The organism is Paraburkholderia strydomiana (genome assembly GCF_031456815.1).
In the GTDB taxonomy this organism is placed as follows: Bacteria; Pseudomonadota; Gammaproteobacteria; order Burkholderiales; family Burkholderiaceae; genus Paraburkholderia; species Paraburkholderia caledonica.
In genome coordinates this window covers 256,170-282,232 of sequence record NZ_JAVDVL010000001.1, presented here as the reverse complement: position 1 = coordinate 282,232, position 26,063 = coordinate 256,170, and the positions used below count along the sequence as shown (strand labels likewise).

Genomic DNA, 26,063 nt, shown 5'->3' with positions numbered 1-26,063 from the left:
GAAGCAAATGAACAAAACTAAAGTTCGCGGCCTTGCCGCAACCCGCGCCACGGCAACTGCGGAAGCCGATCCGCTGCAATCGCTCGATCGCATCGACCGGGCGATCCTGCGTCAATTGCAAACGGACGCGTCGATCTCGAACGTCGCACTGGCTGCGAAGGTGAAACTGAGCGCGCCGGCTTGCTTGCGGCGAGTCGAGCGGCTCAAGGAATCGGGGTTGATTCGCGGCGTTGTCGCGTTGATCGACCCGAAGGCGGCGGGCGCCGGCATGCTCGTCATCATCGGCGTGGTGCTCGATCGCTCAACGCCCGAATCGTTCGCCGAGTTCGAGAAAGCCGCGCAGAAGGTGGCCGGTTGCATGGAGTGCCACGTCGTGACCGGCGAATTCGATTACTTCATGACGATTCGCACGCGCGACAGCGACAGCTTCAACCGTCTTCACGCGGAACAGCTGCTTTATTTGCCGGGCGTGCGGCAAATTCGCTCGTTTATGGTGCTCAAGGAGATTTTGTCGACCACCCGATTCCCGCTCTGACGCCCGTGCCATCAGGCACGAAGCCGCAAACGGGCGCATGCTGTCGGGGTGCGTGTTGTCGGGGTGCATGTCATTAACGCGCCGCATGTGCGACTAACACTGTGGACACTCGGGTCATACGCAATCCGCGCCGGCAAGAGTGAACCGCGTGCCTTTGCGAAGGCGGAATCAGGACAGGACATCATGAACATGGACAAACATATCGACCGCAAGAGCGTCCGCTCCCGTGCGGCCAGACTTTCATTCTCCGTTGGCTTCGGTGCGCTCGCGCTGTTGCTTGCACAACGAATGGCGTTTTCATCCGAGGGCGCAGTGGCCATCGCGCCCCCCGCGCTCGATGAGCCGGTCGCCGCGGCCACGGTTCACGAAGAAACCGCCGTGTTTGCGGGCGGCTGCTTCTGGGGCGTGCAGGGCGTATTCCAGCATGTGCGGGGCGTAAAGCAGGCCGTGTCGGGCTATTCGGGCGGCCAGCGCGACACCGCCCACTATGAAACGGTGAGCGGCGGCGCGACCGGGCACGCGGAATCCGTGCAGGTCACGTTCGACCCCACTCAGGTCACCTACGGCCAGTTGCTGCAGGTGTATTTCTCGGTGATTCACGACCCGACGCAACTCGATCGCCAGGGGCCCGACAGCGGCACGCAGTATCGCTCAGCGGTGTTTCCGCTGAACGATATGCAGCGGCGCGTCGCACAGGGCTATATCGCGCAGCTCCAGAAGGCGCATGCATTCGCAGCGCCAATCGTGACGAAGGCGGAGCCGTTCAAAGGCTTTTACCCCGCGGAGTTCTATCACCAGAACTATCTGACGCAGCATCCGAACTCGGGGTACATCGCGCTATACGACATGCCGAAGGTGGCCAATCTGAAACGTATGTTCCCCAATCTGTATCGCGACACGCCAGTGCTGGTTCAGGCAGCGCAATAGAAACGCTGGAAGCGCTGAAGTCGTGCCTGTCGTTCGCGTGTAGGAGCGCCGCCGGTGAGGCGGCGCTTTTCTATTACAAGGCTTTCTACGGACGCCGCCGCTCGCGCCCGGTAGCCATCAACCTTAACTGCCAAGTACCGTCCGCAAGGCAATCGAGGCATGCTTCAACCGCTTGGGCCCATATCTTGCACTAGCTCGTCCGTCGGCAAAACTTTCGCATGGTCTGTTATGACGAATACGTGGGCAGGAAGCTTGTTCCTCCTATCGGCAGACCTTGAATGTGCGCGTTTTGCCGTGCAATGCGTGTCGGTTGCTGAAAAACTTACATGCTGCGCGTAGCAACGCGGCGGTCGGCCAGGCTCTTGTGCTGCGCGGGTGAGCCGGGCCGGAAAAGATAAACCCTCTTCGCGATACGCGAGATTGGAGGCATTGGTGTTGAACAGCCGTAGAAAGCGGATCGGCAAGGTCCGCAATAAACAAACAGGCATCGCGGCTACTTCCATGGTGGCCATGACTATTGGCGGCTTTGCCGCGTTACCGGGGGTCGCGTCTGCGCAGACGCCTTCGCCGTTGGGCGAGTGGCAATACTCGGTCGGTATTCCGCTGCAAAAGATGTGGCAGCCGAACATTCCCGACTGGCAGGTGCGCGTTGGCGCCGCTACGTCTTTCCAGCCGCGCTACGAAGGCTCGGAGCGGTATCACCTGATGGCGGGTCCCAGCATCGACGTCCGCTATAAAGACCTGTTCTTCCTGTCGAGCGGCGAAGGTTTCGGGGCGAACTTCGCACAAGGCGAAAACTGGCGTGCAAGCCTCGCCGTGGTGTACGACCTCGGTCGTCGCGCTCACGACGATCCGCAGGAACTGAACGGTCTCGGCAACATCAATCCGGCGCCGGGTTTAAAACTCTCGGGCGAATACGTTGTATCGAGAGACTTTCCGCTCGTGCTGCGCGCAGCCGTGCGCCGCTATTTCGGCGGCTCGAACGGGTGGATCGGCGATCTCGGTGCGTATATGCCGATGCCGGGCAGTTCGAAGAAATTCTTCTGGTTCGCCGGCCCCAACGTGACGCTCGCGGACTCCACTTATATGAACAGCTGGTTCGGCGTGAACCAGAACCAGGCCGCCCATTCCAACTTCCCGCAGTACCACGCGAGTGCGGGTTTCAAGTCGGTTGGCTTCGGCGTTAGTGCTGTATGGCTATTCGACAAGCACTGGTTCGCTACTGCCGACGGCGCTTTCCAGCAACTCGTCGGCAGTGCCGGGAATAGCCCGATCACGCACCGCAAGGCCAATGGCGTTGCGGACGTCTCGATCAACTACCGGTTCTGAGCGAAGCGCAACCGTGGCGGTTGCGCAACCGTCACGGTTACGGATTCACGCGCGTGCCCTGCAGCCGGTGCGTGTTTTTGGACGCGGCAGCGGCGGACGCTGCCGCTGCCGATACGCCCGCCGGACCCGCTGGAATATCGCTTGGGCGTGAAGTGCCCGCTGCTTGCGGATAAAGCGCAAGCAATGTGCGCAACACGCCGTTTGTCCAGCCGAAACCGTCCTGCAACGGATACTCGCCGCCGCCCGCGGACACGCCGGGCGACGCTGCATCCACATCGTATTTTTCGACGAGCTTGCCCGTGTGCTGATAGTACGAGACGTTGGTTTTGATCCAGCGCGTCGCGATGGTTTGCGCGAGCGCCGGTTCGCTATAACGACGCAGCCCGATCACCGCGAGGTATTGCAACGGCGCCCAGCCATTCGGCGCGTCCCATTGCTGACCGGTCGCGACCCTGGTGGTAGCAAGGCCGCCGGGGCGCAACAGCTCGCGCTGCAACGTCGCGGCCACGGCCTTCGCCTGCTGACGGCTCGCAACCCCCGTGTACAGCGGATAAACAGTGGCCGCGGTCAGCCTGTGCGTGAGCGTGCGATGTACGAAGTCATAGTCGCCGAATGCCTGCAATTGCGGGTCCCACAGCACACGTCGAATCGTGTCGGCTCGTGTGGCGGCGCGCTGCGACATGTTCTCCGCATGCGTGACGTCGCCCCGCACGCGGTACGCCTTTGCGAGTGCGCGTTCGAGATCGACGATCAGGCAATTCAGATCGATCGGCGCGAGCGACGTCACATCGACCGTGGCAAGCGTCTTGCCGTCGGCAAACCAGCGCGAGCTGAAATCCCAACCCGTTTCGCCGCCTGCGCGCAGGTTGCGCCACAGATCGTCCGCGTTGCGTTGCGGCGTTTGCTGCGAGGTCGCAATGTCTTCACGATACGACTCGTCGCGCGGCGCCGCGCGTTCGTCCCAATAGCGGTTGAGGAGCGAGCCGTCCGCGAGGCGCACCACATGCCGGTTAGCGTGACCCGCGGGCAGCCCCTCGCTGCCGTCCATCCAGTAAGCGTATTCGCGTTGCAATTCCGGCAGGTATTGCGCGTAGACGGCGTCGCCGTCTTTCTCGGCCACGAGCCGCACCATCTGCGCGAAGAACGGCGGTTGCGAGCGGCTCAGGTAGTAAGTGCGATTGCCGTTCGGTATGTGGCCATAGCGATTGATCAGCGTCGCAAAGTTCTTCAGTTCGTCGACGACCCACGCATGGTGTCCGCTTGCTTCCAGACCCAGCATGATGAAGTACGAGTCCCAGTAGTAAATCTCGTCGAAGCGGTCGCCCGGCACGATGTAGGCATCGGGCAGCGGCAGCAGCGAGGACCACGGACTCGCCGCGGCATCCGGCTCACGGCGCAGCACGTTCCACAGCGTATCGATATGACTCACCACGTCCTCGTTCGGATCGGACACGTAGCTCTTCGACATACGAACGGGCAGCGTGAAATTGCGCTTCACGAAATCGCCGAGGCTAAAACCCGGTTGTTGCCTGGCGGTTTCATACGCCGCGGCAATCTGTGCCGGCGGCGCGAGCGGCACCATGTCGGCGAAGGTCTTGCTGTCGGGAAAGAGGTGAGCCAGTTGCACGTCCCGATAGAGGTCGGGGTATTGCTCGGAGGGCGGCACCGGCACCACCGGCGACGCCTGCACGGGGGGCTCGACATGCAGTGCGACACGCGTGATGCCGCTTGCTCGCGGCGCCGCATCGGCAGCCGGAGCTGCAGCCGCGAGCGACGCATGCAACATGAGCGCGGCGGTGAGCGCGGCCACATGGGCGGCCACAGACGTGGTACCAAGCGAGGCGCCAAGCCGCGCGACATGCAGGGCGCCCAGCGCGCGACGCAGATGGTGACGGGCAACAGCGGCGAAAGCGTGAACTGTCATCGGCAGGAGAAAGGACGTCGAAGCATGAATGGGTCAAAGAGGTGGACATGGTTCGCATCATTGACCGCGCGCGCCCCGGCAAAGTTGCGTGTATCTGCTCGGCCTTGTCCAGCAAGGCGGAGCGCGGTGGCGCACGCAAAATGCAAAGTCCGTCCTGTATGATTATGCGGCTGTGTAAGAACCCGAAAACACCACGCGGAAAACCCGAAAAATATTCCGGATCGCAATGATCCGTTTTGCTGAATATAGAAAAAATGACCGCATCCCAGGTTGTCGACGAACGTTACTTTCGCGGCATCGTCCGCCGCAACATCGCCTTACCTCTCTTTGTTGGCCTGATCACGATAGCCGTGTTCGTCGGGCTCATCGGATACCTGGTTTCCACCACGAATTGGGCTGAGCATTCCGAGCGTGTGGTCGGCAAGGCCAACGAAATGTTGCGGCTCGCCGTCGATCGCGAATCGTCGATGCGCGGCTTTCTGATCACCGGAAACGAAAGTTTTCTCGCGCAGTACGAAAACGGCGGACCGCAGTTCAAGGCGCAAATGGAAGACCTGCAGCGCCTCGTTGCCGATAATCCGCCGCAAGTCGAGAAGCTCAGGCAGATTCAGGCAATCCAGGACCGCTGGACTCGCTTCGCCGAAAGCATGATCGATGCGCGCCGCAGAATGCAGGACGTCACGAGTGCCGTGGCGAGCGGTCGCGGCAAGATGGAATTCGACGAGACTCGAAAGGAGTTCAACGATTTTCTCGAAGTCGAATTGCGCTTGCGTCAGGAGCGCAGCGAGGCATCGCGCCGCGTCACCGGGATACTGGTCAGCGTGTTCCTGATCTTCAGCATCGGCGTGAACGGTCTGCTTGCATGGATGGGCCGGCGCGAACTGCTCAACCTGGCGGGGACCTACGACAAGGCGATACGCCAGCAAGCCGAACAGACGGAAACGCTGGAAAAGCAGGTCTGGTTGCGCTCCGGTCAACGCATGCTGGCCGAGCGAGTGGTTGGCGCGGCCACGCCGCAACTCGTCGGCCGTGCGATGCTCGACTGCCTTGCGCAGTACATGGAGGCTGCCGTCGGCGCCGTTTATGTGCGCGACAAGCGGCACGGCACATTGCGCCGCATTGCGACTTACGGCTTCAGCCGCGAGAGCGAGCAGGCCACCGGGCGCGATCTCAGCGAGGCCGACACGCTGGTCGGCGAGGCCGCACTTTCGCGCCGTATGGTCGTGATGCGCGACGTGCCGGAAAACTATGTGCAAGTCGTTTCTGCAACCGGCAAAGCTGCGCCGAAGAACCTGATCATCATGCCGATCAGGAGCGAAGGCGAAGTTAACGGCGTCGTCGAACTGGGTTTTATCCGGGCACTCGCGCCGCGTGACGAGGAGTTCATCGAATTCGTCAGCGACAGCATGGGCGATTTCATCGAAGCGGCGCTGTATCGCGAGCGCCTGCAAGATGCGCTGATCGAAACGCAGCAGTTGAACGAGGAGCTTCAGGTTCAGCAGGAGGAATTGCGTGTTTCGAACGAAGGGCTCGAAGAGCGCGGCCGCGCACTGCTCGAATCGCAAACGCGCCTGGAAGCGCAGCAGGCCGAACTCGAACAGACGAACGTGCAACTCGAGGAGTATGCGCAGCGCCTCGAGCGGCAGAAAGCCGATCTGCTGCGCGCGCAGGACGACCTTGAGGCAAACGCCGAGCGCCTCGAGCAATCGAGCCGCTACAAATCCGAGTTCCTCGCCAACATGTCGCACGAGTTGCGCACGCCGCTGAACAGTTCGCTGATTCTCGCGAAGTTGTTGCAACAGAACCGCAGCGGCAATCTGACCGAGGAGCAGGTGCGCTATGCGGAAACCATCCACGCATCCAATAGCGACCTGCTGGTGCTGATCAACGACATTCTCGATCTGTCGAAGGTCGAGGCGGGGCAGGTGACTGTCGAACTCGAAACCGTGTCGCTCGACGCAACGTTGCAATCGCTCGAAGAGATGTTCAAGCCGATGGCGGATGCAAAGCACCTGAGCCTCGCGTTCGACCGCTCGCCGGGTGTGCCGGATACGTTCATCGGCGACGGCCAGCGTGTCACGCAGATATTGCGCAATCTGCTGTCCAACGCGGTGAAGTTCACCCAGCGCGGCGAGGTCGCGCTATCGGTCGCGCCTGCGGACGGCGACATGCTGCGTATCGATGTGCGCGATTCCGGCATCGGCATCGCGGCCGACAAGCTGGAGATGATTTTCGAAGCGTTCCAGCAAGCTGACGGATCCACCAGTCGGCAGTACGGCGGCAGCGGACTCGGCCTGTCCATTTCGCGGGAATTTGCGCGACTGATGGGCGGCCGGATCACCGTTGTCAGCGAAGTGGGCAAGGGTAGCGTCTTCACGCTGTGGTTGCCGCTCGACGCGCGCGCAGCGCTGGCGGCCGACGGCGAGAACACAGCCGCCGCGGCGGGTACGGCTACGGCAACCGCCACAGCGCAGGCTCGGGCGGCAGGCAACGCTGAGACCACCGGTGACACGCGGGGCGAGCCGCTGCTTGCTGCTACGTCATGGAGCGGCGCTGCGTCGACAGTCATCACGCGGGCCAACGGATTAATGACAGAAGCGCGTCACAACGGAGCAAGCGTGGGGTATGCGGGTAATGCGGCCAATGCGGGCGATGCGGGGAGCGCGCCGGATTCGGCCGCGGCGTCGATTGCCGACGACCGCAACAACCGCACGCGTGCGGGCCGTCTGATCGTCGCGGTGGAAGACGACCTCGCGTTCGCCGAAATCCTTCGCGATCTCGTGCATGAACTCGACTTCGACTTCGTGCATGCGAGCAGCGCGGCGAGCGGTCTCGCTCTCGTGCGCGACATGCGCCCTGCGGCGGTGCTGCTCGACGTGGGCTTGCCGGATCGTTCGGGCCTCACCGTGCTCGAATGGCTGAAGAACGATCCGCTCACGCGTCATATTCCAATCCACATCGTGTCTGCCACCGACCACGCGGACAAGGCGCTGCATCTCGGCGCAATCGGCTATACGCTCAAGCCGACCGCGCGCTCCACGATGGAAGCCGCGATCCGCCGGCTCGAAGCGCGCTTGCAGCAGCACCTCAAACGCGTACTGGTGATCGAAGACGACGCAGCGATGCGCGAAAGCATCCGCGCGTTGCTGCAAAGTGAAAACACCGAGATCGTGGCGGTCGCCACGTTGGCCGAAGCGCTCGAACACATCGAAACTTTCTCGTTCGATTGCGTGGTAACCGATCTCGCGCTGCCCGACGGCACCGGCTACGATCTGCTGGAACGCCTGGCCGGAAACGCCGAGCATGCGTCATTGCCGGTGATCGTCTACACAGGGCGCATGCTCTCCGATGAAGACGAACACCGCCTGCGCCGCTATTCGAAATCCATCATTATCAAAGGCGCAAAGTCGCCGGAACGCCTGCTCGACGAAGTGACGCTGTTCCTGCACAGCGTGGAGTCGTCGCTCGCGCCAGAGCAGCAACGCATGCTGCGCACCGTGCGGCAACGCGACAACGCCTTCGAAGGCCGCACGATTCTGCTTGCCGAAGACGACGTGCGCAATATCTTCGCGCTCTCGCATGTGATCGAGCCGCTCGGTGCGAAGTTGCAGATTGCGCGCAATGGCCGCGAAGCGCTCGAAGCGCTGCAAAACGGCCCCGAAGTGCATCTCATACTGATGGACATCATGATGCCGGAGATGGACGGTCTAACCGCAATGGGCGAGATTCGGCGCAATCCGCGCTTTGCGCATCTGCCGATCATCGCGTTGACGGCGAAGGCGATGGCGAACGATCGCCTGCGTTGTCTCGAAGCGGGCGCCGACGACTACGTGTCCAAGCCGATCGACGTGGACAAGCTCGTTGCGCTCTGCCGTGTCTGGCTGCGCCAACGCTAACAGGCTGAGACAACGGTCCAGACACGGAAAAAGCAATGAGCCAGTTCGAACTAGACGCACGGCAACGCATGAGCGATTTCGACATAGAGTTGAAATTGCTGCTGGAGGCTATCTACCTCAAATACCAGCACGATTTCCGTCACTATGCGATGTCGTCGCTGCGTCGCCGTCTGTCTCAGGCACTGGATGAATTTGGACTGAGCACGCTATCGCAATTGCAGGACCGCATCATGCGCGATAGCGATCAGTTTTCGCGGCTGTTCCAATACCTCACTGTGCAGGTCAGCGACATGTTTCGCGATCCTGCATATTTTCTCGCGTTGCGCGAGCACGTTTTGCCGCGTCTTCGCACGTATCCGTCCATCAAGGTGTGGGTGGCCGGTTGCAGCACCGGCGAGGAGTTGTGGTCGCTAAAAATTCTTTTCGACGAAGAGGGCTTGACCGAGCGCACGCTGTTCTACGCAACCGATATCAGCCCGGACGCGCTCGCGCGTGCCGAAGCAGGAATCTACGCGCTGGATCGCGTTCAGGGCTTCACGCAGAATTACCTCGCGGCCGGCGGCAAACGCTCGCTGTCGGACTATTATCACGCGGCCTATAACGGTGCGCGCTTTGCCGGTTCGCTTAAAGGCCGCGTGGTGTTCGCCGACCATAGCCTCTCGACCGACGAGGTCTTTCTCGAAGCGCATCTCGTGTCGTGCCGCAACGTGCTGATCTATTTCGATCGCGGTTTGCAGGACCGCGCGTTGGGGCTCTTCGAGAATGCGCTGGTACGGCGCGGTTTTCTCGGTCTGGGCAGCAAGGAGACGCTGCGTTTTTCAAGCCATTACGAAGCCTTCGACGAGTTTCGTCCGGGCGAGCGTATTTACCAGAAACGCTGACACCACCGTGATCCCACGCACATCGATCCAGTCGCCCGAAGACGCTCCGCGAGGCGCGCGAAATGGGCGCACCTGCGAGCTCGTCCTGATCGGCGGCTCGGCAGGCGGCATGGAAGTCCTCAACCTGCTGCTTGCCTCGCTGCCAGCGAGCTTTGCGCCCGCCGTGATGGTCGTCATGCATCTGCCGCCCGATCCGCCGAGCTATCTCGTTCACGCGCTGGCGCACCGCTGCCTGCTTCCCGTGGTCGAGCCCGACGCGGGCGAACAGATCATGCCGGGCCGCGTGCATGTAGCACCGCCCGGCTATCACATGCTGGTGGAAGTGGACCGGACGGTTGCACTGTCAACGGATGCAGCAGTGCGCTTCTCCCGGCCTTCCATCGACGTGTTGTTCGAGTCCGCGGCGGGCGTCTACCGCGATCAATTGCTGGCCATGCTGCTCTCCGGCGCCAACGACGACGGCGCGCGCGGTCTGCAGCGAGTGCGCGCGTTCGGCGGCCTTACGTGGGTGCAGGCACCGGACACCGCCACTTCGCCGGAAATGCCGCGTACCGCAATTGAACGCGGTGCGGCCGATTACATCTTCTCTCCCGAAACAATGGCACGGCAGCTTGCAGCTCTGCCGGCCTCTCTCTGACCCGATGCCATGTCGAACCCACCCGTGAACATTCTGATTGTCGACGACATCGCTCACAACATTACTGCGCTCAAGGCGTTGCTGACACGGCCAGACGTCGCCGTGCTGGTGGCCGATTCCGGCACCGCCGCGCTCGATCTGCTGCTCAAGCACGAAGTCGCGCTCGCGATTCTCGACGTCAACATGCCCGGCATGAACGGCTTCGAACTGGCGGCGCTGATGCGCGGCAGCCCTCGCACGACGCATGTGCCGATCATCTTTTTGACGGCAACCGCGCACGACGCGTCGCGCACGTTTCGCGGCTATGAAGCAGGCGCGGTCGATTTTCTCTACAAGCCGTTCGACCCGCGCATTCTGCAATCGAAGGTGGACGTGTTCGTTCAGCTCGAACAGCAGAAGCGCCAGCTTGCCGCGCAACTCGTGACCACGCGTCAGATGCTCGAAGCGAATGAGATGTTGATGGCGGTGCTTAGCCACGATCTGCGTACGCCGCTCGGCGCGGTGCTCGCGTCTGCGGAATATCTGATGCGCACCGCTGCCGACCCGCAATCGGCAACGGTTGCCGCGCGTGTGAAAAACAGTTCGCTGCGCATGGCGCGCATGGTCGAGCAGTTGCTGAACCTCGCGCGTCTGCAAGGCGGACGTCTGCCGTTGCAACCTCGTTCGATCGAACTCGCGACGCTATGCAGATCGGTCATCGACGAGTTTACTTCGCGCGAGAACGGCAAGCGTATCGTGTTCGCGAGCCGCGGCAATACGGCCGGCGCATGGGATACGGATCTCGTCTGGCAAGCAGTGTCGAATTTGGTGAGCAACGCGCTGCATCACGGCGCGGAAGGCGGCGACGTCAGCGTCGAGGTGGACGGCGAAGCCGCCGACTGCGTCCGCCTGAAGGTCGCCAATCGCGGCGTCATTCCCGCTGAAGTTTTCCCGCATCTGTTCAAGGCATTCGGCCCGAACAACAGCGGCTCCCGCTCACGCGAAGGCCTCGGGCTCGGTCTGCATATCGTGCAGGAGATTGCGCGGATGCACGGCGGTGGCGTCAGCGTGAAGTCGGACGAAGCGGACGGCACGGTGTTCACGATCGAACTCCCGCGAATGGTGACGCTGCAACGCGGCTCGTTCTCAGGGAAATAAGCGCGAACACAAATGCAGCGCGTAGGCGGCAACGGCGCTGCGGATACGGCCGTCGATACCAGCGCCGCGCTGTGCTACGCTTGGCGCAACACAATCCACGCCGCGCGAGCACGAAGCCATCATGCGTTCATGGCGCATTTCCCCGCCGCATCGAAGCGAACAGGTCAGCACCGCGCGTGCGGCCGAGCTCGTCATGTCGATTTCGCACGGCGACGCCGACTCGCTCGCCGCCAGCATGCTCAAAACCGTGGGCGATATGCTGCCGGTTTCGCAGTGCACCGTGTTTGCGTACGAATTCGACGCGCGACCGCGCACTATTTCCGCCGCCGATCATCGGGGCGGACGTTTTCTGCGTGACGTTGCAGACCGCTACGCGACGCACTTTTATGCACTGGACGGCAATAGGGCGATCATCGGAAACGCGCGCGGCGCGCGATCGAACGGCGCGCTAGTTCTGCATCAGCAGCAAAGCGAAGAAATCCCGAACGAAGCGTATCGCGCAGCGTGCTACTCGCAGCCCAACGTATCCGACCGCTTGTCGCTGCTCCTGCAGCCTGTGGAAAACGTGTGGCTGTCCATCAACCTATACCGTGACCGCGCATACGGCACGTTCAGCGCGGGCGAGCTGGAACGGGTCGAGAGCCTCGCGCATCTGTTTGCGCACGCAGCGAAGGGGCATTACGCGCTTCATGGGCAGCATCAGGAAGGCCCGGCAGCGGCCATGCTTGCACGCATCAGGCGAATCTGTCCCGCGCTTACGCCACGTGAGCTCGATGTGCTTCGCGGCACGCTCGAAGGCGCGACAGCCGTCGAGATCGCCGCGCAAATGGGCGTCAAGCCCACGAGCGTTATCACTTATCAGAAGCGTGCATACGCGCGGCTTGGCATTTCCAGTCAGAGGCAACTGTTCGCGCTGTGCTTAGCGCCTCAACGCGGCTGAGATTGGGATCTTGCCGAGCCGTACTCAACGCTTTTTCAACCGCGTCTCGCGGTCCCAGCGTTTGAGCCACGGCAACAGGAAATCAGCAAAGCCGGCCGCAGGCGGTGACAGCGCGCGTTCGGTCGAGCGATACACGCAAACCTCGCGGATGGTCTCCGGCTCGACGATCCGCTTCATGATCAGCCCGAAAGTGCGCGCAAGCGGCGCGACGTAGGCCGGCGCGAGCGTCACCGCAAGTCCGCGCGAAGCGATGCCGAAAGCGGTCGTCACGTTGTCCACCACATCGACTGGAACGATGCGTGCCTCGACCGGCAGGTTTGCAAGCATCTGGTCGACCGCGCGTTCGTGATCGCGGCCTGTAGCGACGATAGGTATATCGCGCAACTGCTGCCACTGCACACGCCTTCGCGTGCCGAGCGGATGCGACGGCGCGCACCACATCACCCACGGACTTGCGAATGCGGAGTCGCGGCGCACGCGTGCACCGCTTGGCCTGTCGGGGCCAACCGCGAGATCCACGTCCGCGCTCTCCACACGCTCCACGAGTTGCTCGACCACCGTGTCGCAAATGCGCACGACCACCTTCGGCTTGTCGCGCGCGTACTCGGCAATCGCCTCCGGCAACGCAGTGGACGCCAGCACCAGCGGCGCGCCGATCCGGACAATGCCGGCCGCGCGGTTGCGGATATCGTCGGCGGATTGGGCGGCGGCGCGCACGTGACGCAATACCGATTCCGCCGACGCGAGGAAGTCTTGCCCCGCGCTCGACAGATTCACACGCCGCGTGGTCCGGTCGAACAGGCGAAAGCCCAGTTCCGTTTCAAGCTCGGCGAGCAGTTGACTGACTGCCGACGAAGTGAGGCCGAGCCGCTGCGCCGCCGCGCCGATGCTTTGAAGATCGACAATGGCGAGAAACGCCTCGAATTGACGGATGGTGATGCGAGTAAGTGCCATCGCCCGATTCTAAAGAAAAACTTACGAATCGTGAAAAATCCGTTGATTGTTGATTGGGGCGCGTTCGTCGACACTTGTCCCAATCGACGGGAGCACGTAAAGACGCTTAGACTTTCAGTCTCGCCCGGCCGTCGACGCAATGTCGGCGCAACATCTCAGGGCTCCTTTCAAGGAAATGCCATGTTCGAACATATCCCCGCTTATCCCGGCGATCCGATTCTGAGTCTCAACGAAGACTTCCAGCTCGATCCACGCCAGAACAAAGTCAACCTGAGCATCGGCATCTATTTCGACGACGCCGGCAAGCTGCCCGTCATGGACGCGGTGCGCCGCGCGGAAACCGCGTTGCTCGACGCAATCGGCCCGCGTTCCTATCTGCCGATGGCGGGCTTGCCGCTCTATCGCGAGACCGCACAGGCGCTGGTATTCGGCGAAGACAGCGAGGCGCGCGCCGCAGGCCGCATCGCGACGTTGCAGACCATTGGCGGCTCCGGCGCGCTCAAAGTCGGCGCCGATTTCCTGCGACGCTATTTTCCGGGTTCGCAAATGTGGATCAGCGACCCGAGCTGGGAGAATCACCGCGTCGTATTCGAGGGCGCGGGCCTGACGGTCAACACCTATCCGTATTACGACGAACAGACGGGCGGCCTGCGTTTCGCCGATATGATCGACACCATCGGCCGTTTGCCCGAGCGCAGTGTCGTGTTGCTGCATGCGTGTTGCCACAACCCCACCGGCGTCGATCTCAGCGTCGAGCAATGGACCGAACTCGTGCCGGTCCTGCAGCGTCGCAAGCTGATCGCGTTTGTCGATATGGCTTACCAGGGCTTTGGCGCGGGCCTCGAAGAAGACGCCGCTTGCGTTCGTATGCTGGCCGAGGCCGGCGTACCGCTGATCGCTGCCAATTCGTTCTCGAAGAATTTTTCGCTGTACGGCGAGCGGTGCGGCGCACTGAGCGTTGTCTGCAAGAACGCCGACGAAGCGAGCCGCGTGCTCGGTCAGCTGATGTCCGCCGTGCGCGCGAACTACAGCAATCCGCCGACGCACGGCGCGCGCCTCGTCGCGAACGTGCTGTCCGATGTGTCGTTGCGCGCTTCGTGGGAAGCGGAACTCGCCACCATGCGCGAGCGCATTCTTGCGATGCGCGGCACGATTCACGCAGGGCTCGCCGGCCGCGTCGATGAAGTGATGCGTGCACGTTACGTCGCGCAACGCGGCATGTTCACCTATACAGGCTTGACCGCAAGCCAGGTCGAGCGTTTGCGCGACGAACACGCGGTGTACGTTTTGCGCTCGGGGCGCATGTGCGTAGCGGGCTTGAATGCGCGCAATGCGGAGTACGTCGCATCGTCCATTGCCGCGGTCGTGTCCGGCGCATAACGGGCGGCGCACAACGGCAGATACGCACATTTGCAGCCAGCAGATAACCATGGAGAGATCGATGACGACACTTGATATGCCAGCGGCGAGTGCGCCGAAGAGCACCGGAATGCACCCGGACGAATGGCAGTCGCGCGTTCAGCTGGCTGCGTGCTACCGGATTTTCGACATGCTCGGGTGGACCGAGATGATCTACAACCACATCACGTTGCGTGTGCCGGAAAGCGTAAGCGGCGGCGAGCGGCAGTTTCTGATCAATCCGTTCGGCTTGCACTACAGCGAAGTCACGGCGAGCAATCTCGTGAAGATCGACGCGCAGGGCCGCGTGCTGGACGACTCGCGTTATCCGGTCAATCCGGCCGGCTTCGTCGTGCACGCGGCGATCCACGAAGGCGTGCCCGACGCGCATTGTGTGATGCACACACACACCACGGCGGGCGTCGCGGTGGCGTGTCTCGAAGACGGCTTGCAGCAGACCAATTTTTACAGCGCTCAGTTGCACGACCGGATCGCGTATCACGATTTCGAGGGCATCACCGTGCATGCGGAAGAAGGGCCGCGGCTCGTCGAACATATCGGCAACCGGCAGGCGGTGATTCTGCGCAACCACGGACTGCTTGCGTGGGGCCGCACGTTGCCGCAGACTTTTGCGATTCTTTGGACACTGAACCGCGCGTGCGAAATTCAGATGGCGACGTTCTCAATGGGCAAGGCGCGGCCGGTCCCCGAAGAAGTGGCGATCCGCTGTTCGCGCGACGCGCTCCAGTTCGATCCGCGTCACGGCGCGGGCCAGGATGTGTACGATGCGCTGGTGCGTCGCGTGGAGCGCATCGACGCGAGTTACAAGGAATGAATCAATGAAAGCAGTGATTTACGGCGCAGGCGCGATTGGCGGATGGATGGGCGTGAAGCTCGCGCAAGCGGGCCACGATATCGGTGTGGTGGCGCGCGGCGCGACGCTCGCCGCGTTGCGCGAGCATGGCCTGCGTTTGATCGAAGGCGGCGAGACGCAGACGGTTCGCGTGAGAGCGGCCGAAGATCCCACGGAACTCGGTGTTCAGGATCTCGTGGTGGTGGCGGTCAAGGGTCCTGCCATGGCGTCGGTGGCCGCGCATATCGCGCCGCTGCTCGGGCCGCAATCCCTCGTGCTCACCGCCATGAACGGCGTGCCGTGGTGGTTCTGCGACGGGCTCGGCGGCGATTTCGCGGGCAAGCGGCTCAAGTCGGTCGATCCCGACGGCGCCATCGCCGCGGCGATTCCGGGCGAGCAGACGGTGGGCTGCGTGGTGCATGCGAGCTGCCTCGTCGAGGCGCCTGGCGTGATCCGGCATCATCAGGGCAATGGGTTGATCGTCGGCGAGGCTGCCGGCCGGCCGAGCGAACGCGTCAAGGCGTTAACTGAAGCGCTCGTCGCAGCCGGCTTCAATGCGTCGATGTCGGACCAGATCCAGCGCGATGTCTGGTACAAGCTCTGGGGCAACATGACAATGAATCCCATCAGCGCAATGACCGGCGCGACCACCGACCGCATTCTCAGCGACGAACTGGTGCGCAACTTCGTCACGAGCATCATGCTCGAAGCGAAGGAGATCGGCGCGCGCTTCGGCATTCCGATCGATCAGGCGCCGCAGGACCGGCATGCGGTCACGCTCAAACTCGGGGCGATGAAAACGTCGATGCTGCAAGACGTAGAGGCGCGCAAGCCCGTGGAACTGGACGCACTCGTGAGCGCGGTGCGCGAACTCGGTCAACTGACCGGTGTTCAAACGCCATACACGGACGCGCTGCTCGGTCTCGCGCGTTTGCATGCGAGCACGCTGGGTTTGTACTGAAGCCGGTATAGCCGATCTAGCAGATATAGCAGTAGTGCTTCGCTGAAGCTGATAGCCGCCGCGGGTCAACTCGCGGCGGCTTTTTTTGCGCCTGGTTCGTCGTGCTCTTTTCAACCTATGTCGCCGCCGTGACTGCCCCCGGCGAAGGCAGGCGAGCTGCCTCGATCAAAGACAAAGCGCGTTGCGTGTCATCGAGTTCGGTCATGCAGAGCAGTGCAAGGCGGGCGAGATAGAGCGGTGCCTGCGCTTCACCTTCGGCCGTGATGTTCTGGCAAAGCGTCGTATAGATGCGCTCGAGATCGCTATCGGTCATGACTGTCTCTCCTTGCTCCGAATGTTCAGTGTGGCGATAAGCGCGCTGTGTGTCGCGGCTGCCGTGCCGTCGCGCCAGCGCGCGAGCACATGGCCATCCGGGCGGATCAGATAGACGGTGCCCGGTGTTGCGTCGAGCATGTGATGCAGGCGGCCGCTGTGATCGATAACGGCAGTGCTGTCTGCACCCAGCTTGACGTTCGTGTCGACGACGGTGATCGTGTTGAATGGAATCGCACGACTCTTCAGATCGTCCTGCATGCGTTGCCACTCGGCATCTTGCGATGCGTCCGTGCCGAAGCGCAACGCCGTGAAGCACGGTAACAGCAGATCGGTAACGTGCATATCGACCGTCTTGCCGTCGCTAATGCGCTGCAGCCTGCACTCCGGTAATACGCTGCCCGGCGCGGGACCGCTGGCAAATCGGCTCGCCACGGGCACTGCGCCGGCTGCCTGCACGCCGTCTGCCGCAACGCGATTGAGCGGCGATTCGACATACGCGATCGGGTGCGTTTGCCGCGGATTGATCAGCGGCCGCACAGCGGGATGATGTTCGGCGAGCCCAAGCACCGCTGTTCTCATCAACTCGAACCCGAACGTGGGCGGCGCCATGAACTCGGTGCTTTTCATCCCGTAGCTCAGATTCTCGCGCGCGGCGAACACGCGCTCGTCGCTATAACTGTCGAGCAGATCGGGCGATGCAATGCCGTTGACCACACAGCCGAGTTTCCAGCCGAGGTTATCGGCGTCGTCAATGCCTGAATTGGCGCCGCGCACGCCGAAGATCGGCACAAGATGCGCTGCGTCGCCGGCGAACAGTATCGAGCCGTGGCGATAACGCTCCAATGTCAACGCGTTTGCCTTGTAGACCGTGATCCAGATCGGCGACCATTCGCCCGTTTCGCCCATTGCGTCGAGCACGCTCTGAACGCGTGGAATTACGTTATCCGGCTCGATGGCCGCCTGCGGGTCTGCGTCGTCGCGAAGCTGGTAGTCGATACGCCATACGTCGTCCGGCTGTTTGTGCACGAGCACCGTGGAACCGGGATTCGACGGCGGATCGAAATAGGCGAGGCGCTCGGTCGCGCGCTCGCTGTGCAAGGCGATATCGACGATCACGTAGCGACCTTCGTACGTGGTGCCGGTGAGCTTCAGACCGAGCGCTTCACGTACGGTGCTGCGCCCGCCGTCGCACGCGACGACCCAGTCGGCGTGCATGCGCCACGCGGTGTCGCCGGTGCGCAGCGCGAGTGTTGCGCCGCGCGGCGCGTCGGAACCGTCGGATTGCTCGATGCCGGTCACACGAGTTTGCCAGCGGATGTCGATCAGATCCGCATGCCGCTCCAGTTCGTCGAGCAGGAACTGCTCGACCTGATATTGCGCGATGTTGATCATCGGCGGCAACGATTGCTCGTCGTCCTGATGCATCGTGAAGCGGAACACTTCGGTGTCGCGATAGAAGCTACGGCCTCCCGTCCACGGCAGGCCTTTTTGCAGGAAGCCTTGCACGGCGCCAAGGCGCTTGAGTATTTCCAGGCTGCGCCGCGAAATGCAGATTGCGCGGCTGCCGGTGCATACGCTGTCGTCGGCCTCGATCAGCACCGAGCGCACGCCTTGCCGGGCGAGGGCGAGCGCGAGCGTCATGCCGACCGGCCCGCCGCCGACTATCGCCACGGGCCGCCGCACGGGATCGTTTCCGTCGATGAGCGGGGGCGCCGCGCCCTCGTATTGGCGCGGCGCAAAGGGGTAGGGTTTGAAACTGCGCGTCATGCATGTCTCCTCGATTTTCGCCGCGTTTTCCGGTGCGCCGCGCCTGTGAGTGTTTTAGACGCGCGGCGATACGAAAAAAGCGATGAGCGAAGTATGGAGGAGAGCTTACGCGCGCCTGTCCTCATTTTGGGTACAGGCGCGCCACGATTCGATCCACGCTAACGGGCGCGCGGTTGGCCTATCACCGTGCTCAATCCGCGCTGCTCGCCACGTGCGAATGCTGACGCGTGTGCAGCGACGACGCGGCCAGCTGGCATTCCTCGATCATCGCGCGGAAGGTCGGTGCCGAGTGTGAAGCGGCAGTCGCACCCGTTCCTGTCTCATGCCCGTTTTCCGCGGTGCCGCCGACGCCGACCACGAGCGCCGCTCTCGGCCGCCATTGGCGTGTGCGTCGAAGCATATTGCGCAGATACGGCGGCGATTCCGGAGCGTCGAGCGTGACGATGCAGATGATCGGCGCATTCTTGTAGCTCGGCTCGTCGGCGTGCGCGCTGCGATAGCCCGAGTGCGTCGCCATGATCGGCGCAAAACCGAAGCGTCCGAGCAGTTGCACCGCAATGGCCGTCGTGACTTCGTCGAACGCGCCCCGTCCGGGCACGCAGAGCACCGCCGCTTTTTCGCTGTCACTCTGTAGTGAAGCATGCGCTCGCGTCGCACTATCGTGCCGCTCGGAAAGATCCGCTGAGGAAGCCGCGACGAGCGCTTCTGGAGACTCGGCGCGGATCAGCCGGTCCGGCAAACCATCGGCGATTTCCAGATTTTCGACGATGTCCACCAGCGCTTCGTTCACGCGGGCCAACTGGTCCGGCATCAGCACGCCGCGCATCGCGTCGTTGCGCGCGAGCTTGAGTCCTTCGAGCGCGACGGTGTCGTAGTAGTCGATTAGCGACATCTCGCGCAGCAGACGCTCCGCCTGCACGATCGCCTCATGCGGATCGTCTGCAAGAAGCCGCTGATAGAAATTCTGCGCGGGCGTGAGCGCCGGCTGGTCGCCGAGCAGCACCGTGAGAAAGTTCAGACGATCGGCATAGCGCCCAAGCGTCACGACGCACAGCGTGAGCGGCGTGGACAGCACGAGGCCGATCGGCCCCCACAGCCAGCTCCAGAAAATCGCTGCGACGACCACTGCGAGCGGCGACAGCCCCGAACGGTGGCCATATAGCAGCGGCTCCGCGATCTGCCCGGCGACCACATCCACGACGATAAAAAGAATCAGTGTGTAGACCGCCATCGTCCACTGCGGCTGGATGGCTGCCGCGAGAAACACCGCGAGAATCGCCGCGATCCAGATGCCGATGTATGGCACGAAGCGCAGCAGCGCCGCTATCACGCCGAACAGCAACGCGCCAGGCACGCCGATGATAGCGAGCCCGATCGCGATCACACCGCCTGCGCTCAGGTTCACGCCGAGTTGCGCGACAAAATAGCGGCTCAGGCGCACTGCGGCGTCGTTGATGGCTGTCGTCGTGCGATGCAGATCGCGAGAGCCGAAGAGACTGATCAGGCGGTCGCGCAGGTCCTCGCGCTGCAGCAGAATAAAAATCGTCACCACCAGCACGATGAAGGTGGTTTCAATCGGCGCGATGGCTGGCGACAGCGCACGCTGCGCGAGTTGCAACGGCGTGGGCGAAGGCTCGTGGACTTCGACGGGTGTGGGCACGGCGGGGGCGTTGCGCGCCGCCCTGCCAGTAGGCCGTGGCGGCGGCTTCGAAGGCGCAACGCGTTGCAGCGTGGCCGCCGCGCGGCTCATCAGCGAATCGGCGCGACCGATCGTTTTCTCCTGCACGGTTTCGATCTTGCGTTCGATGGCGACCTGGTACTGCGGCAGGTCGCCCGCCAGTTGAACGAGCTGCGCGCCGATCAGCGCCCCCACGGCGAGCAGTGCGGCCAGGGCGAACAGCACCGCGATGAAAATGGACGGCAACTGGCCCATATGCAGCCGCCGCAACATCTGCACGAGCGGCGCGAGCAGAAAACTGAGCAGCACGGAGAGCGTGATGGGAATCAGCACCGCGCGGCCGAAGTAAAGCGCGCAGACCACGACCACGCCGGTAATGACCGAGGCGAGACCATGCAAACTCGGAGCGGCGGGCGGATAAACGCGGTTCGACCGCCCATGCGGCGGTAAGGATATTTTCATGAGCACACTGTCCGTTTGAGTGGCGCGGCCGCTTCCGCGGTCGCTTGTAGTCTCGCGCGCGGTAGATGCGGCGGCGGCACGGTGCCGTATGGGCCACTGCGGCTGAGCAAACCCTATGCCCGGATTGTAGGCGCTTTGCGTCGCGGTTCGCCAGAACTGCCCGCTCAGCCGATATGCATGCGCAGCAAGTCGAATACTAGCGAGCTTCCATAGAGCAGCAAGCCGATGAAGCCGCCGACCACGGTCCCGTTGATGCGGATATATTGCAGGTCCTTGCCGATGTTCAGTTCGATCTGCCGCGACATCTCATGCGGGTCCCAGTTCTTCACGGTGTCGCTGATATGCCGTGTGAGGAATTGCGCGAACTCGGGCGCCATTGCGCGTGCTGCGTCTTCGAGGTGATCGTTGAGCGACTGGCGCAGCGCCGGGTCGTTCGCGAGTTCGCGGCCCACCCATTGGCCCGCCGCGACGACTCGCGCATGCAACGCCGAGTCGCTGCTTTGCAAATCGCGCTTGAGCCACGCGCGAAGTTCGCCCCACATGTCCTTCACATACAAGGCGAGCGCTTCGCCTTCCACCAGATAACGCTTGAATTCCTCGCCTTTTTCCAGAAAGGCCGGATCGCTTTTGAGCTTGACGATCAGCCTGTGCGCGGCGTCGTCGAACTTCTGGCGCAACTGGTGCGTGGGGTTTTCGCTGACCTGTTCGAGCATCCGGTTTACCGCGTTCGCGATAGTCTCGGCGCCTTTCTCGCCGAGCCACGCGGAGGGCAGGATTTTCTCCATCTTCGGATATTCGCTCTTGACCCAATCGACGATACGTTCCGCAATGAACTGGCGCGCCTGCGGTTCGCGCAGCAATGCGACGACCTGTTCGATGCCCGCGTCGAGAAGTTCCTGGTGGCGGCCGTCTTTGGTGAGCGTGTCGAGAATCGAGCCCATTGACTGCGAGAGGTCGACCTTGGCGAGCACATCGCGCAATGCGTCCTTGATGAACACCTGAATGCGCACGTCGTCGGTCAGATCGAGAATGCCGCTCGTCAGTTTCACGACGTAATTGCCAAGGCGCGCGGTGTTGGCGGGCTCGGTCAGCCAGCGCGTGATGCTCTGTGCCGGATCGTGCTTCTTGATCAGACCGACGAGCGACGGCACGTCGAGAAACTTGTCCTGCACGAACACGGCGAGGTTGTCGGCAATCTTGTGCTTGTTGCGCGGAATGATCGCCGTGTGAGCCGATACCACCGGAATCGGCACGCGCCTGAACAGCGCGGCGACTGCGAACCAGTCAGCGAGCGCGCCGACCATCGCGGCTTCGGCCACTGCCTTGATACCGTCGATCCAGACGCCGCGCGGCATCAATGCCGTGACGACGAAAACGCAGGCCGCCGCGGCGAGGAGCAGCAGCGGCGTGCGTTTGGCCTTCTTCAGTTCGAGTGCTTTGTTCATCGGCGAGAGAGCCAGGGTCCGGAAACGCGAGTTTAGCGCCGCGCGCCGCGCGGTGTGTAGGGCGAGTCGAGCCGCGCTGAATGATGCCGGATGATGGCGAATGACGTTGAAGAGCGCGGCATCGCGCCCCTTGAGCGCGATCCGGCCGTTTCGGTCGCTGTTTGCGCCGCCGGCGCGGTAACATCGAGGGTTGAACCGCGGCGGCGTGAGCATCATGCGCCGCGCGGCAATGCATTTGAACGCAATGGAGGCACAGTGATCAGGTTTCTGCATACCGCGGACTGGCAAATCGGCACGCAGTTCGGCCAGTTCGAGCCGGAGGAGGCCGCGCATCTGGCACAGGCGCGCTTCGATACCGTGCGCCGCATCGCCGACGAAGCAGCCGCACGCCAGGTCGACGCGGTGCTGGTGGCAGGCGACGTGTTCGATCTGCAGACGGTATCCGATACGGTGATCCGCCGCCTGTTCGCCGCACTGCAAGCCTTCGCGGGCACCTGGATCATGCTGCCTGGCAATCACGACGCGGCGCTCGTGGAAAGCGTCTGGACGCGTGCGCAGCGCCTCAATTGCGTGCCGCCGAACGTGCGCCTCGTGCTCGCGCCCGGCGTCGTGTTGCTGGACGCATGCCGTTGCGCGGTGCTGTGCGCGCCGCTCACGCAGCGCATTACTTACGACGACACCACCGGCTTTTTCGATACCGCCGAGACACCGCCGGGGTATCACCGTGTGGGCCTCGCGCATGGCAGCGTGAGCGGCATTCTGCAGGAAGGCATCGACTCCTCGAACCCGATCTCGCCGACGCGCGCCGCGAGCGCGCGTCTCGACTATCTGGCGCTTGGCGACTGGCACGGCCACTTTCGCGTCGACGAGCGCACCTGGTACGCGGGCACGCACGAGCAGGACCGTTTTCGCGCGAACGATCCCGGCTTCATGCTCGACGTCACGCTGAGCGAGCCCGGCGCACAACCCGCGGTCGAGGCGGTGCGAGTCGGGCAATACCAGTGGCATCGCTGGGACGAAACGATTTCCGTGCCGACCGATGTGGATTCGCTGAAGACGCGCCTCGCCACGTTGGGCAGCAGCGACGTGCTGCGCGTCTCGGTGACCGGCACGGCCGCGCTGGCCGACGCCGAGGCGCTTCATGTCGCCGTCGAAGAGACCCGCGCGCGCGTGCGTGCCTTGCGAGTCGATCTGAGCGGTTTGCAGGTGCTGCCCACTACAGAGGATCTCGCCGAACTCGGCGCGCAAAGCGGCTATCTGGCAAAAGTCGTCGCGCGTTTGCGAGGCATGCAGGAGGACCCGCAGTCCGACCCGCAACAGGTCAAGCGCGCGGCAGAGGCTTTATTGCTGCTGGCGCGGTTTCAACGCGAATTGCCGCGTGAAGCGAGGTCCGCATGAAGCTTCAGAGCATCGCAATAGAGGAATTCAAACAGTTCACCGGGCGTCTTTTTATCGACGACCTGCAGCCCGGTCTCAATCTTTTCGTGGGACCGAACGAGGCCGGAAAGAGCACGATTGCCGAGGCCGTGCGTGCGGTATTTCTTGAACGCTACAAGGCCTCGCATCTGAAGGAATTGCTGCCTTGGGGCAAGGCGAGCGGGCAGCCGTCGGTCGAGGTGAGCTTCGATCTCGACGGCGTTGCATGCCGCCTGTCGAAGCAGTTCGTCACGCGTCAGCGCTGTGAGTTGAAGATCGGCCAGGCCGTTTTCGGCGAAGACGAAGCGGAAGACAAACTCGCCGCACTGCTCGGCTTTTCGCGTGCCGCGCGCGGGCCGTTGAAGGCGGAAAACGCGGGTGTTCCGGGGCTGCTATGGGTGCAGCAGGGCGGCACGCAGGATATGCGCGACTCGACCGGTCACGCGGCGCAGTATCTGCGCGATGCGTTGTCGCAATTGTCCGGCAGCCGCGAATCGGCGGGCGAGGATGCGTTGATCGCCGCCGTGCAACGCGAGCTTCGGCAACTGCTGACCGCACGCACGCAGAAATCCACGGGGCCGCTGGCGGAAGCCGAAGCCGCGCTCGCCGCGCTGATCGCGGAGCGTGACGATCTAAACCGGCAGCGCGAACAGTTCGATGAAAACATCGCGCGGCTTGCCGCGCAGCAGCAGGCCTTCGAGGAAACCGAACGCAAACGGCCGTGGGAACTCCACGAGGAGAAGGCCGTGCTCGCGCAAAAACGCGCCGATGCGGCTGCGGAACTCGAGCGCAGCGTAGGCCAACTCGCGCAGGCGTTGAAAGTCAGTGAGGCTGAACTCGCGCTGCCGTTGCAGCACGAACAGGCCGCGGTGGAACTGGAAACAGCGGTGACGCGCGATCGTCAGCAACTCGACACGGCGCGCGCGAACGTGGCGTCGGTCGAGACCGAATATGCGCAGGCGGCAACCCGCGTCGCGCAACTTGAGCAGGCTTTTACCGATGCAAACCGCGCGCTCGAACTGGCGAACGCGGCGGTGAGTGCTGCGGATCTGCGCAACCAGATCGGTCTTCATCGTGCTGAACTGGAACGGCTCGAAACGGCGATTGCCGCCGCGAGCGAAGCCAACGAAGCGCTCGTAGCAGCCGCGCGCGCTGCAGCCGCCCTTGAAATAGACGAGGCGAAGCTCAAGCGCCTCGCATCGCTCGATGCGTCGCTGACCGTGTTGCGTGCGCGCACCGAAGCGGCGATGACGCGCATCGAATACCGGTTGAGTGGGCCGATTACGGTGGGCGATGCGTCCATCAGCGGCACGGGCGTATTGCGTGTCGACGAAGAAAAGCGGATTGGCCTCGGCGAGCTTGGCGAACTGCGCGTGATTCCGGGCGTTTCGGATCTGTCCGCGCGACTGTCGGAACTCGCCGCGCTCGAAGCGCAGCATGCGCAGTTGTTGCAAGCGCTCGGCGTCGCTTCGCTTGCCGAAGCCGAATCGAGGCACGAACAGTGGAAGGCGCTCGTCGCGCAGCAGAAGAGTCACGCGAAGGTGCTTGAAGCATACGCGCCGCAGGGCATCGACGCGCTGCGCGCCGCGTTGGCTTCGGCCACCGCGCGCTCGCAGGCCGCCAACGAGCGGTTGACGAGTTTGCCCGACGTCTCGGCCGCGCTGCCGCTCGACGAAGCCCGGCGCAGCGCCGAAATCGCAGCGTCCGCGCTGGAGAGTGCCCGCAAGATGCTGAACGAGGCAACCGAGAAGCGTTCCACCGGTATTGCAACGGCTGAATCGCTCGCGCTTCAGTTGCAGCGCAAGGAGGCGCAGCTGAGCGACCCGGCGTTCTGCCGCAACCGCGCGCAGTGGCAGGCGAAGATCGTCGAACAACGTGTGCAGGTCGAGGCGCTGACGAAGCAGCGCGAAGCGCGGGCGCGCGAACTCGAAGCCGTGCGTCTGGACGACCCGGCGGCCGAGGCGAAGCGCTATCGCGCGTCGGCGGAACTTGCGCGCCAGGACCAGCACGAGCGGCAGGTCAGCATCGCGCGTTTGCGCAGCCAGCTGGAGACCGTGGGCGCGTCAGGGCTCGGCGAGCGTCTTGCAGCGCTCGACGCAAAAGTGGAACAGGCCACCCGCCGCAAAGAGGAGCTGAGCTTGCGCGCCGGCGCGTTGAGTCTGCTCGACGAAGTGCTCGTCGCGGAACGCGATGCGGCGGTCGCCCAATTGCGTGCGCCGTTGACGGAACGGCTCGGCCACTATCTGAAGCGGATCTTCCCGCAATCGACCATCGCGCTCGGCGACGATCTGAGTCCCACGACGCTCGATCGTTATGGCCGCGCAGACACGCTCGAAGCGCTGAGCTTCGGCACGCGCGAGCAACTCGGCATTCTCACGCGGCTCGCGTATGCCGATCTGCTGAAGGCGTCCGGCCGGCCCACGTTGCTGATGCTCGACGATGCGGCCGTGCATACCGACGCCGCACGGCGGGATGCGATCAAGCGGGCGCTGATCGACGCTGCCACGCGGCATCAGATTCTGGTGTTCACCTGTCATCCGGAACTGTGGGACGACCTGGGCGTGAGGCAGCGCGCGATCGACGATATGAAGGCCGCGGCGTAACTATC

General features: G+C 63.1%; 19 protein-coding genes. 13 read left to right on the top strand and 6 right to left on the bottom strand.

Translation table 11 applies throughout. The annotated features are described in order from the left end of the window. Nucleotides 1-7 precede the first annotated feature (7 nt). The 3 genes from J2W46_RS01245 to J2W46_RS01235 all read left to right on the top strand — a co-directional run bounded on the left by J2W46_RS01245 (nucleotide 8) and on the right by J2W46_RS01235 (nucleotide 2,791). Nucleotides 8-535 (top strand): Lrp/AsnC family transcriptional regulator, encoded by a 528-nt coding sequence (locus J2W46_RS01245; protein WP_088173733.1) that lies wholly within the window; start codon nucleotides 8-10, stop codon nucleotides 533-535. 183 nt (nucleotides 536-718) lie between these two features. Beyond that, nucleotides 719-1,462 (top strand): peptide-methionine (S)-S-oxide reductase MsrA, encoded by a 744-nt coding sequence (gene msrA, locus J2W46_RS01240; RefSeq protein ID WP_310350607.1) that lies wholly within the window; start codon nucleotides 719-721, stop codon nucleotides 1,460-1,462. 432 nt (nucleotides 1,463-1,894) lie between these two features. After that, entirely contained in the window at nucleotides 1,895-2,791 is an 897-nt protein-coding gene (locus J2W46_RS01235) for a MipA/OmpV family protein (protein WP_087754865.1), read from the top strand. 37 nt (nucleotides 2,792-2,828) lie between these two features. Here the strand turns inward: J2W46_RS01235 and treF are convergent, their stop codons facing one another. After that, entirely contained in the window at nucleotides 2,829-4,577 is a 1,749-nt protein-coding gene (gene treF / locus J2W46_RS01230; RefSeq protein WP_310351994.1) for an alpha,alpha-trehalase TreF, read from the bottom strand. 392 nt (nucleotides 4,578-4,969) lie between these two features. On the opposite strand from treF, the gene J2W46_RS01225 reads away from it, so the two are divergent. The 5 genes from J2W46_RS01225 to J2W46_RS01205 all read left to right on the top strand — a co-directional run bounded on the left by J2W46_RS01225 (nucleotide 4,970) and on the right by J2W46_RS01205 (nucleotide 12,206). Then, nucleotides 4,970-8,611 (top strand): response regulator, encoded by a 3,642-nt coding sequence (locus J2W46_RS01225; RefSeq protein ID WP_310350602.1) that lies wholly within the window; start codon nucleotides 4,970-4,972, stop codon nucleotides 8,609-8,611. A gap of 35 nt (nucleotides 8,612-8,646) precedes the next feature. After that, nucleotides 8,647-9,492, top strand: a complete 846-nt coding sequence (locus J2W46_RS01220; protein ID WP_020067912.1) for a CheR family methyltransferase — start codon at nucleotides 8,647-8,649, stop codon at nucleotides 9,490-9,492. Nucleotides 9,493-9,499: 7 nt separating this feature from the next. Further along, nucleotides 9,500-10,129: a chemotaxis protein CheB gene (locus J2W46_RS01215; protein WP_374726795.1), complete on the top strand. Its 630-nt coding sequence runs from the start codon at nucleotides 9,500-9,502 to the stop codon at nucleotides 10,127-10,129. Between the two features lie 9 nt (nucleotides 10,130-10,138). Then, nucleotides 10,139-11,266 carry a hybrid sensor histidine kinase/response regulator gene (locus J2W46_RS01210; RefSeq protein WP_027804612.1) on the top strand — a complete coding sequence of 376 codons (1,128 nt, stop codon included), beginning with the start codon at nucleotides 10,139-10,141 and terminating at the stop codon, nucleotides 11,264-11,266. 121 nt (nucleotides 11,267-11,387) lie between these two features. Then, nucleotides 11,388-12,206, top strand: coding sequence for a helix-turn-helix transcriptional regulator (locus J2W46_RS01205; RefSeq protein ID WP_310350599.1), 819 nt, complete (start codon nucleotides 11,388-11,390; stop codon nucleotides 12,204-12,206). Between the two features lie 24 nt (nucleotides 12,207-12,230). Here J2W46_RS01205 and J2W46_RS01200 read toward each other — a convergent pair whose 3' ends face one another. Beyond that, nucleotides 12,231-13,160 carry a LysR family transcriptional regulator gene (locus J2W46_RS01200; RefSeq protein WP_204521524.1) on the bottom strand — a complete coding sequence of 310 codons (930 nt, stop codon included), beginning with the start codon at nucleotides 13,158-13,160 and terminating at the stop codon, nucleotides 12,231-12,233. Nucleotides 13,161-13,340: 180 nt separating this feature from the next. Between J2W46_RS01200 and J2W46_RS01195 the strand changes: the two genes are divergently transcribed. The 3 genes from J2W46_RS01195 to J2W46_RS01185 all read left to right on the top strand — a co-directional run bounded on the left by J2W46_RS01195 (nucleotide 13,341) and on the right by J2W46_RS01185 (nucleotide 16,372). After that, on the top strand, nucleotides 13,341-14,540 hold the full coding sequence (locus J2W46_RS01195; RefSeq protein WP_310350596.1) for an amino acid aminotransferase: 1,200 nt from the start codon (nucleotides 13,341-13,343) through the stop codon (nucleotides 14,538-14,540). A 61-nt stretch (nucleotides 14,541-14,601) separates the two neighbouring features. Further along, complete coding sequence (locus tag J2W46_RS01190; protein ID WP_020067906.1) at nucleotides 14,602-15,393, top strand: class II aldolase/adducin family protein; 792 nt, start codon at nucleotides 14,602-14,604, stop codon at nucleotides 15,391-15,393. Nucleotides 15,394-15,397: 4 nt separating this feature from the next. Beyond that, nucleotides 15,398-16,372 carry a 2-dehydropantoate 2-reductase gene (locus tag J2W46_RS01185; protein WP_310350594.1) on the top strand — a complete coding sequence of 325 codons (975 nt, stop codon included), beginning with the start codon at nucleotides 15,398-15,400 and terminating at the stop codon, nucleotides 16,370-16,372. Nucleotides 16,373-16,487: 115 nt separating this feature from the next. Here the strand turns inward: J2W46_RS01185 and J2W46_RS01180 are convergent, their stop codons facing one another. From J2W46_RS01180 to J2W46_RS01165, 4 genes are all read right to left on the bottom strand, one after another. Then, nucleotides 16,488-16,685, bottom strand: a complete 198-nt coding sequence (locus J2W46_RS01180; protein WP_310350592.1) for a hypothetical protein — start codon at nucleotides 16,683-16,685, stop codon at nucleotides 16,488-16,490. Beyond that, nucleotides 16,682-18,454 carry an FAD-dependent oxidoreductase gene (locus J2W46_RS01175; RefSeq protein ID WP_310350590.1) on the bottom strand — a complete coding sequence of 591 codons (1,773 nt, stop codon included), beginning with the start codon at nucleotides 18,452-18,454 and terminating at the stop codon, nucleotides 16,682-16,684. The genes J2W46_RS01180 and J2W46_RS01175 overlap by 4 nt, the downstream gene beginning before the upstream one ends. A 190-nt stretch (nucleotides 18,455-18,644) precedes the next feature. Then, nucleotides 18,645-20,594 carry an AI-2E family transporter gene (locus J2W46_RS01170; protein WP_310350588.1) on the bottom strand — a complete coding sequence of 650 codons (1,950 nt, stop codon included), beginning with the start codon at nucleotides 20,592-20,594 and terminating at the stop codon, nucleotides 18,645-18,647. A 164-nt stretch (nucleotides 20,595-20,758) separates the two neighbouring features. After that, on the bottom strand, nucleotides 20,759-22,039 hold the full coding sequence (locus J2W46_RS01165) for a DUF445 domain-containing protein (protein ID WP_310350587.1): 1,281 nt from the start codon (nucleotides 22,037-22,039) through the stop codon (nucleotides 20,759-20,761). A gap of 255 nt (nucleotides 22,040-22,294) precedes the next feature. On the opposite strand from J2W46_RS01165, the gene J2W46_RS01160 reads away from it, so the two are divergent. Both J2W46_RS01160 and J2W46_RS01155 read left to right on the top strand, forming a co-directional pair. Further along, entirely contained in the window at nucleotides 22,295-23,437 is a 1,143-nt protein-coding gene (locus J2W46_RS01160) for a metallophosphoesterase family protein (protein WP_310350585.1), read from the top strand. Then, a complete protein-coding gene (locus J2W46_RS01155) occupies nucleotides 23,434-26,058 on the top strand; it encodes an AAA family ATPase (protein WP_310350583.1) in 2,625 nt (874 codons plus the stop codon). The genes J2W46_RS01160 and J2W46_RS01155 overlap by 4 nt, the downstream gene beginning before the upstream one ends. Nucleotides 26,059-26,063 lie beyond the last annotated feature (5 nt).

What these genes read in the sequence shown, in the direction of transcription:
- J2W46_RS01245 (WP_088173733.1), top strand. Translation starts at nt 8, where the DNA reads ATGAACAAAACTAAAGTTCGCGGCCTTGCCGCAACCCGCGCCACGGCA.
- msrA (WP_310350607.1), top strand. Translation starts at nt 719, where the DNA reads ATGAACATGGACAAACATATCGACCGCAAGAGCGTCCGCTCCCGTGCG.
- treF (WP_310351994.1), bottom strand. Translation starts at nt 4,577, where the DNA reads ATGTTGCATGCGTCGCTCGCGGCTGCAGCTCCGGCTGCCGATGCGGCG.
- J2W46_RS01225 (WP_310350602.1), top strand. Translation starts at nt 4,970, where the DNA reads ATGACCGCATCCCAGGTTGTCGACGAACGTTACTTTCGCGGCATCGTC.
- J2W46_RS01220 (WP_020067912.1), top strand. Translation starts at nt 8,647, where the DNA reads ATGAGCCAGTTCGAACTAGACGCACGGCAACGCATGAGCGATTTCGAC.
- J2W46_RS01210 (WP_027804612.1), top strand. Translation starts at nt 10,139, where the DNA reads ATGTCGAACCCACCCGTGAACATTCTGATTGTCGACGACATCGCTCAC.
- J2W46_RS01205 (WP_310350599.1), top strand. Translation starts at nt 11,388, where the DNA reads ATGCGTTCATGGCGCATTTCCCCGCCGCATCGAAGCGAACAGGTCAGC.
- J2W46_RS01200 (WP_204521524.1), bottom strand. Translation starts at nt 13,160, where the DNA reads ATGGCACTTACTCGCATCACCATCCGTCAATTCGAGGCGTTTCTCGCC.
- J2W46_RS01195 (WP_310350596.1), top strand. Translation starts at nt 13,341, where the DNA reads ATGTTCGAACATATCCCCGCTTATCCCGGCGATCCGATTCTGAGTCTC.
- J2W46_RS01190 (WP_020067906.1), top strand. Translation starts at nt 14,602, where the DNA reads ATGACGACACTTGATATGCCAGCGGCGAGTGCGCCGAAGAGCACCGGA.
- J2W46_RS01185 (WP_310350594.1), top strand. Translation starts at nt 15,398, where the DNA reads ATGAAAGCAGTGATTTACGGCGCAGGCGCGATTGGCGGATGGATGGGC.
- J2W46_RS01180 (WP_310350592.1), bottom strand. Translation starts at nt 16,685, where the DNA reads ATGACCGATAGCGATCTCGAGCGCATCTATACGACGCTTTGCCAGAAC.
- J2W46_RS01175 (WP_310350590.1), bottom strand. Translation starts at nt 18,454, where the DNA reads ATGACGCGCAGTTTCAAACCCTACCCCTTTGCGCCGCGCCAATACGAG.
- J2W46_RS01170 (WP_310350588.1), bottom strand. Translation starts at nt 20,594, where the DNA reads ATGAAAATATCCTTACCGCCGCATGGGCGGTCGAACCGCGTTTATCCG.
- J2W46_RS01165 (WP_310350587.1), bottom strand. Translation starts at nt 22,039, where the DNA reads ATGAACAAAGCACTCGAACTGAAGAAGGCCAAACGCACGCCGCTGCTG.
- J2W46_RS01155 (WP_310350583.1), top strand. Translation starts at nt 23,434, where the DNA reads ATGAAGCTTCAGAGCATCGCAATAGAGGAATTCAAACAGTTCACCGGG.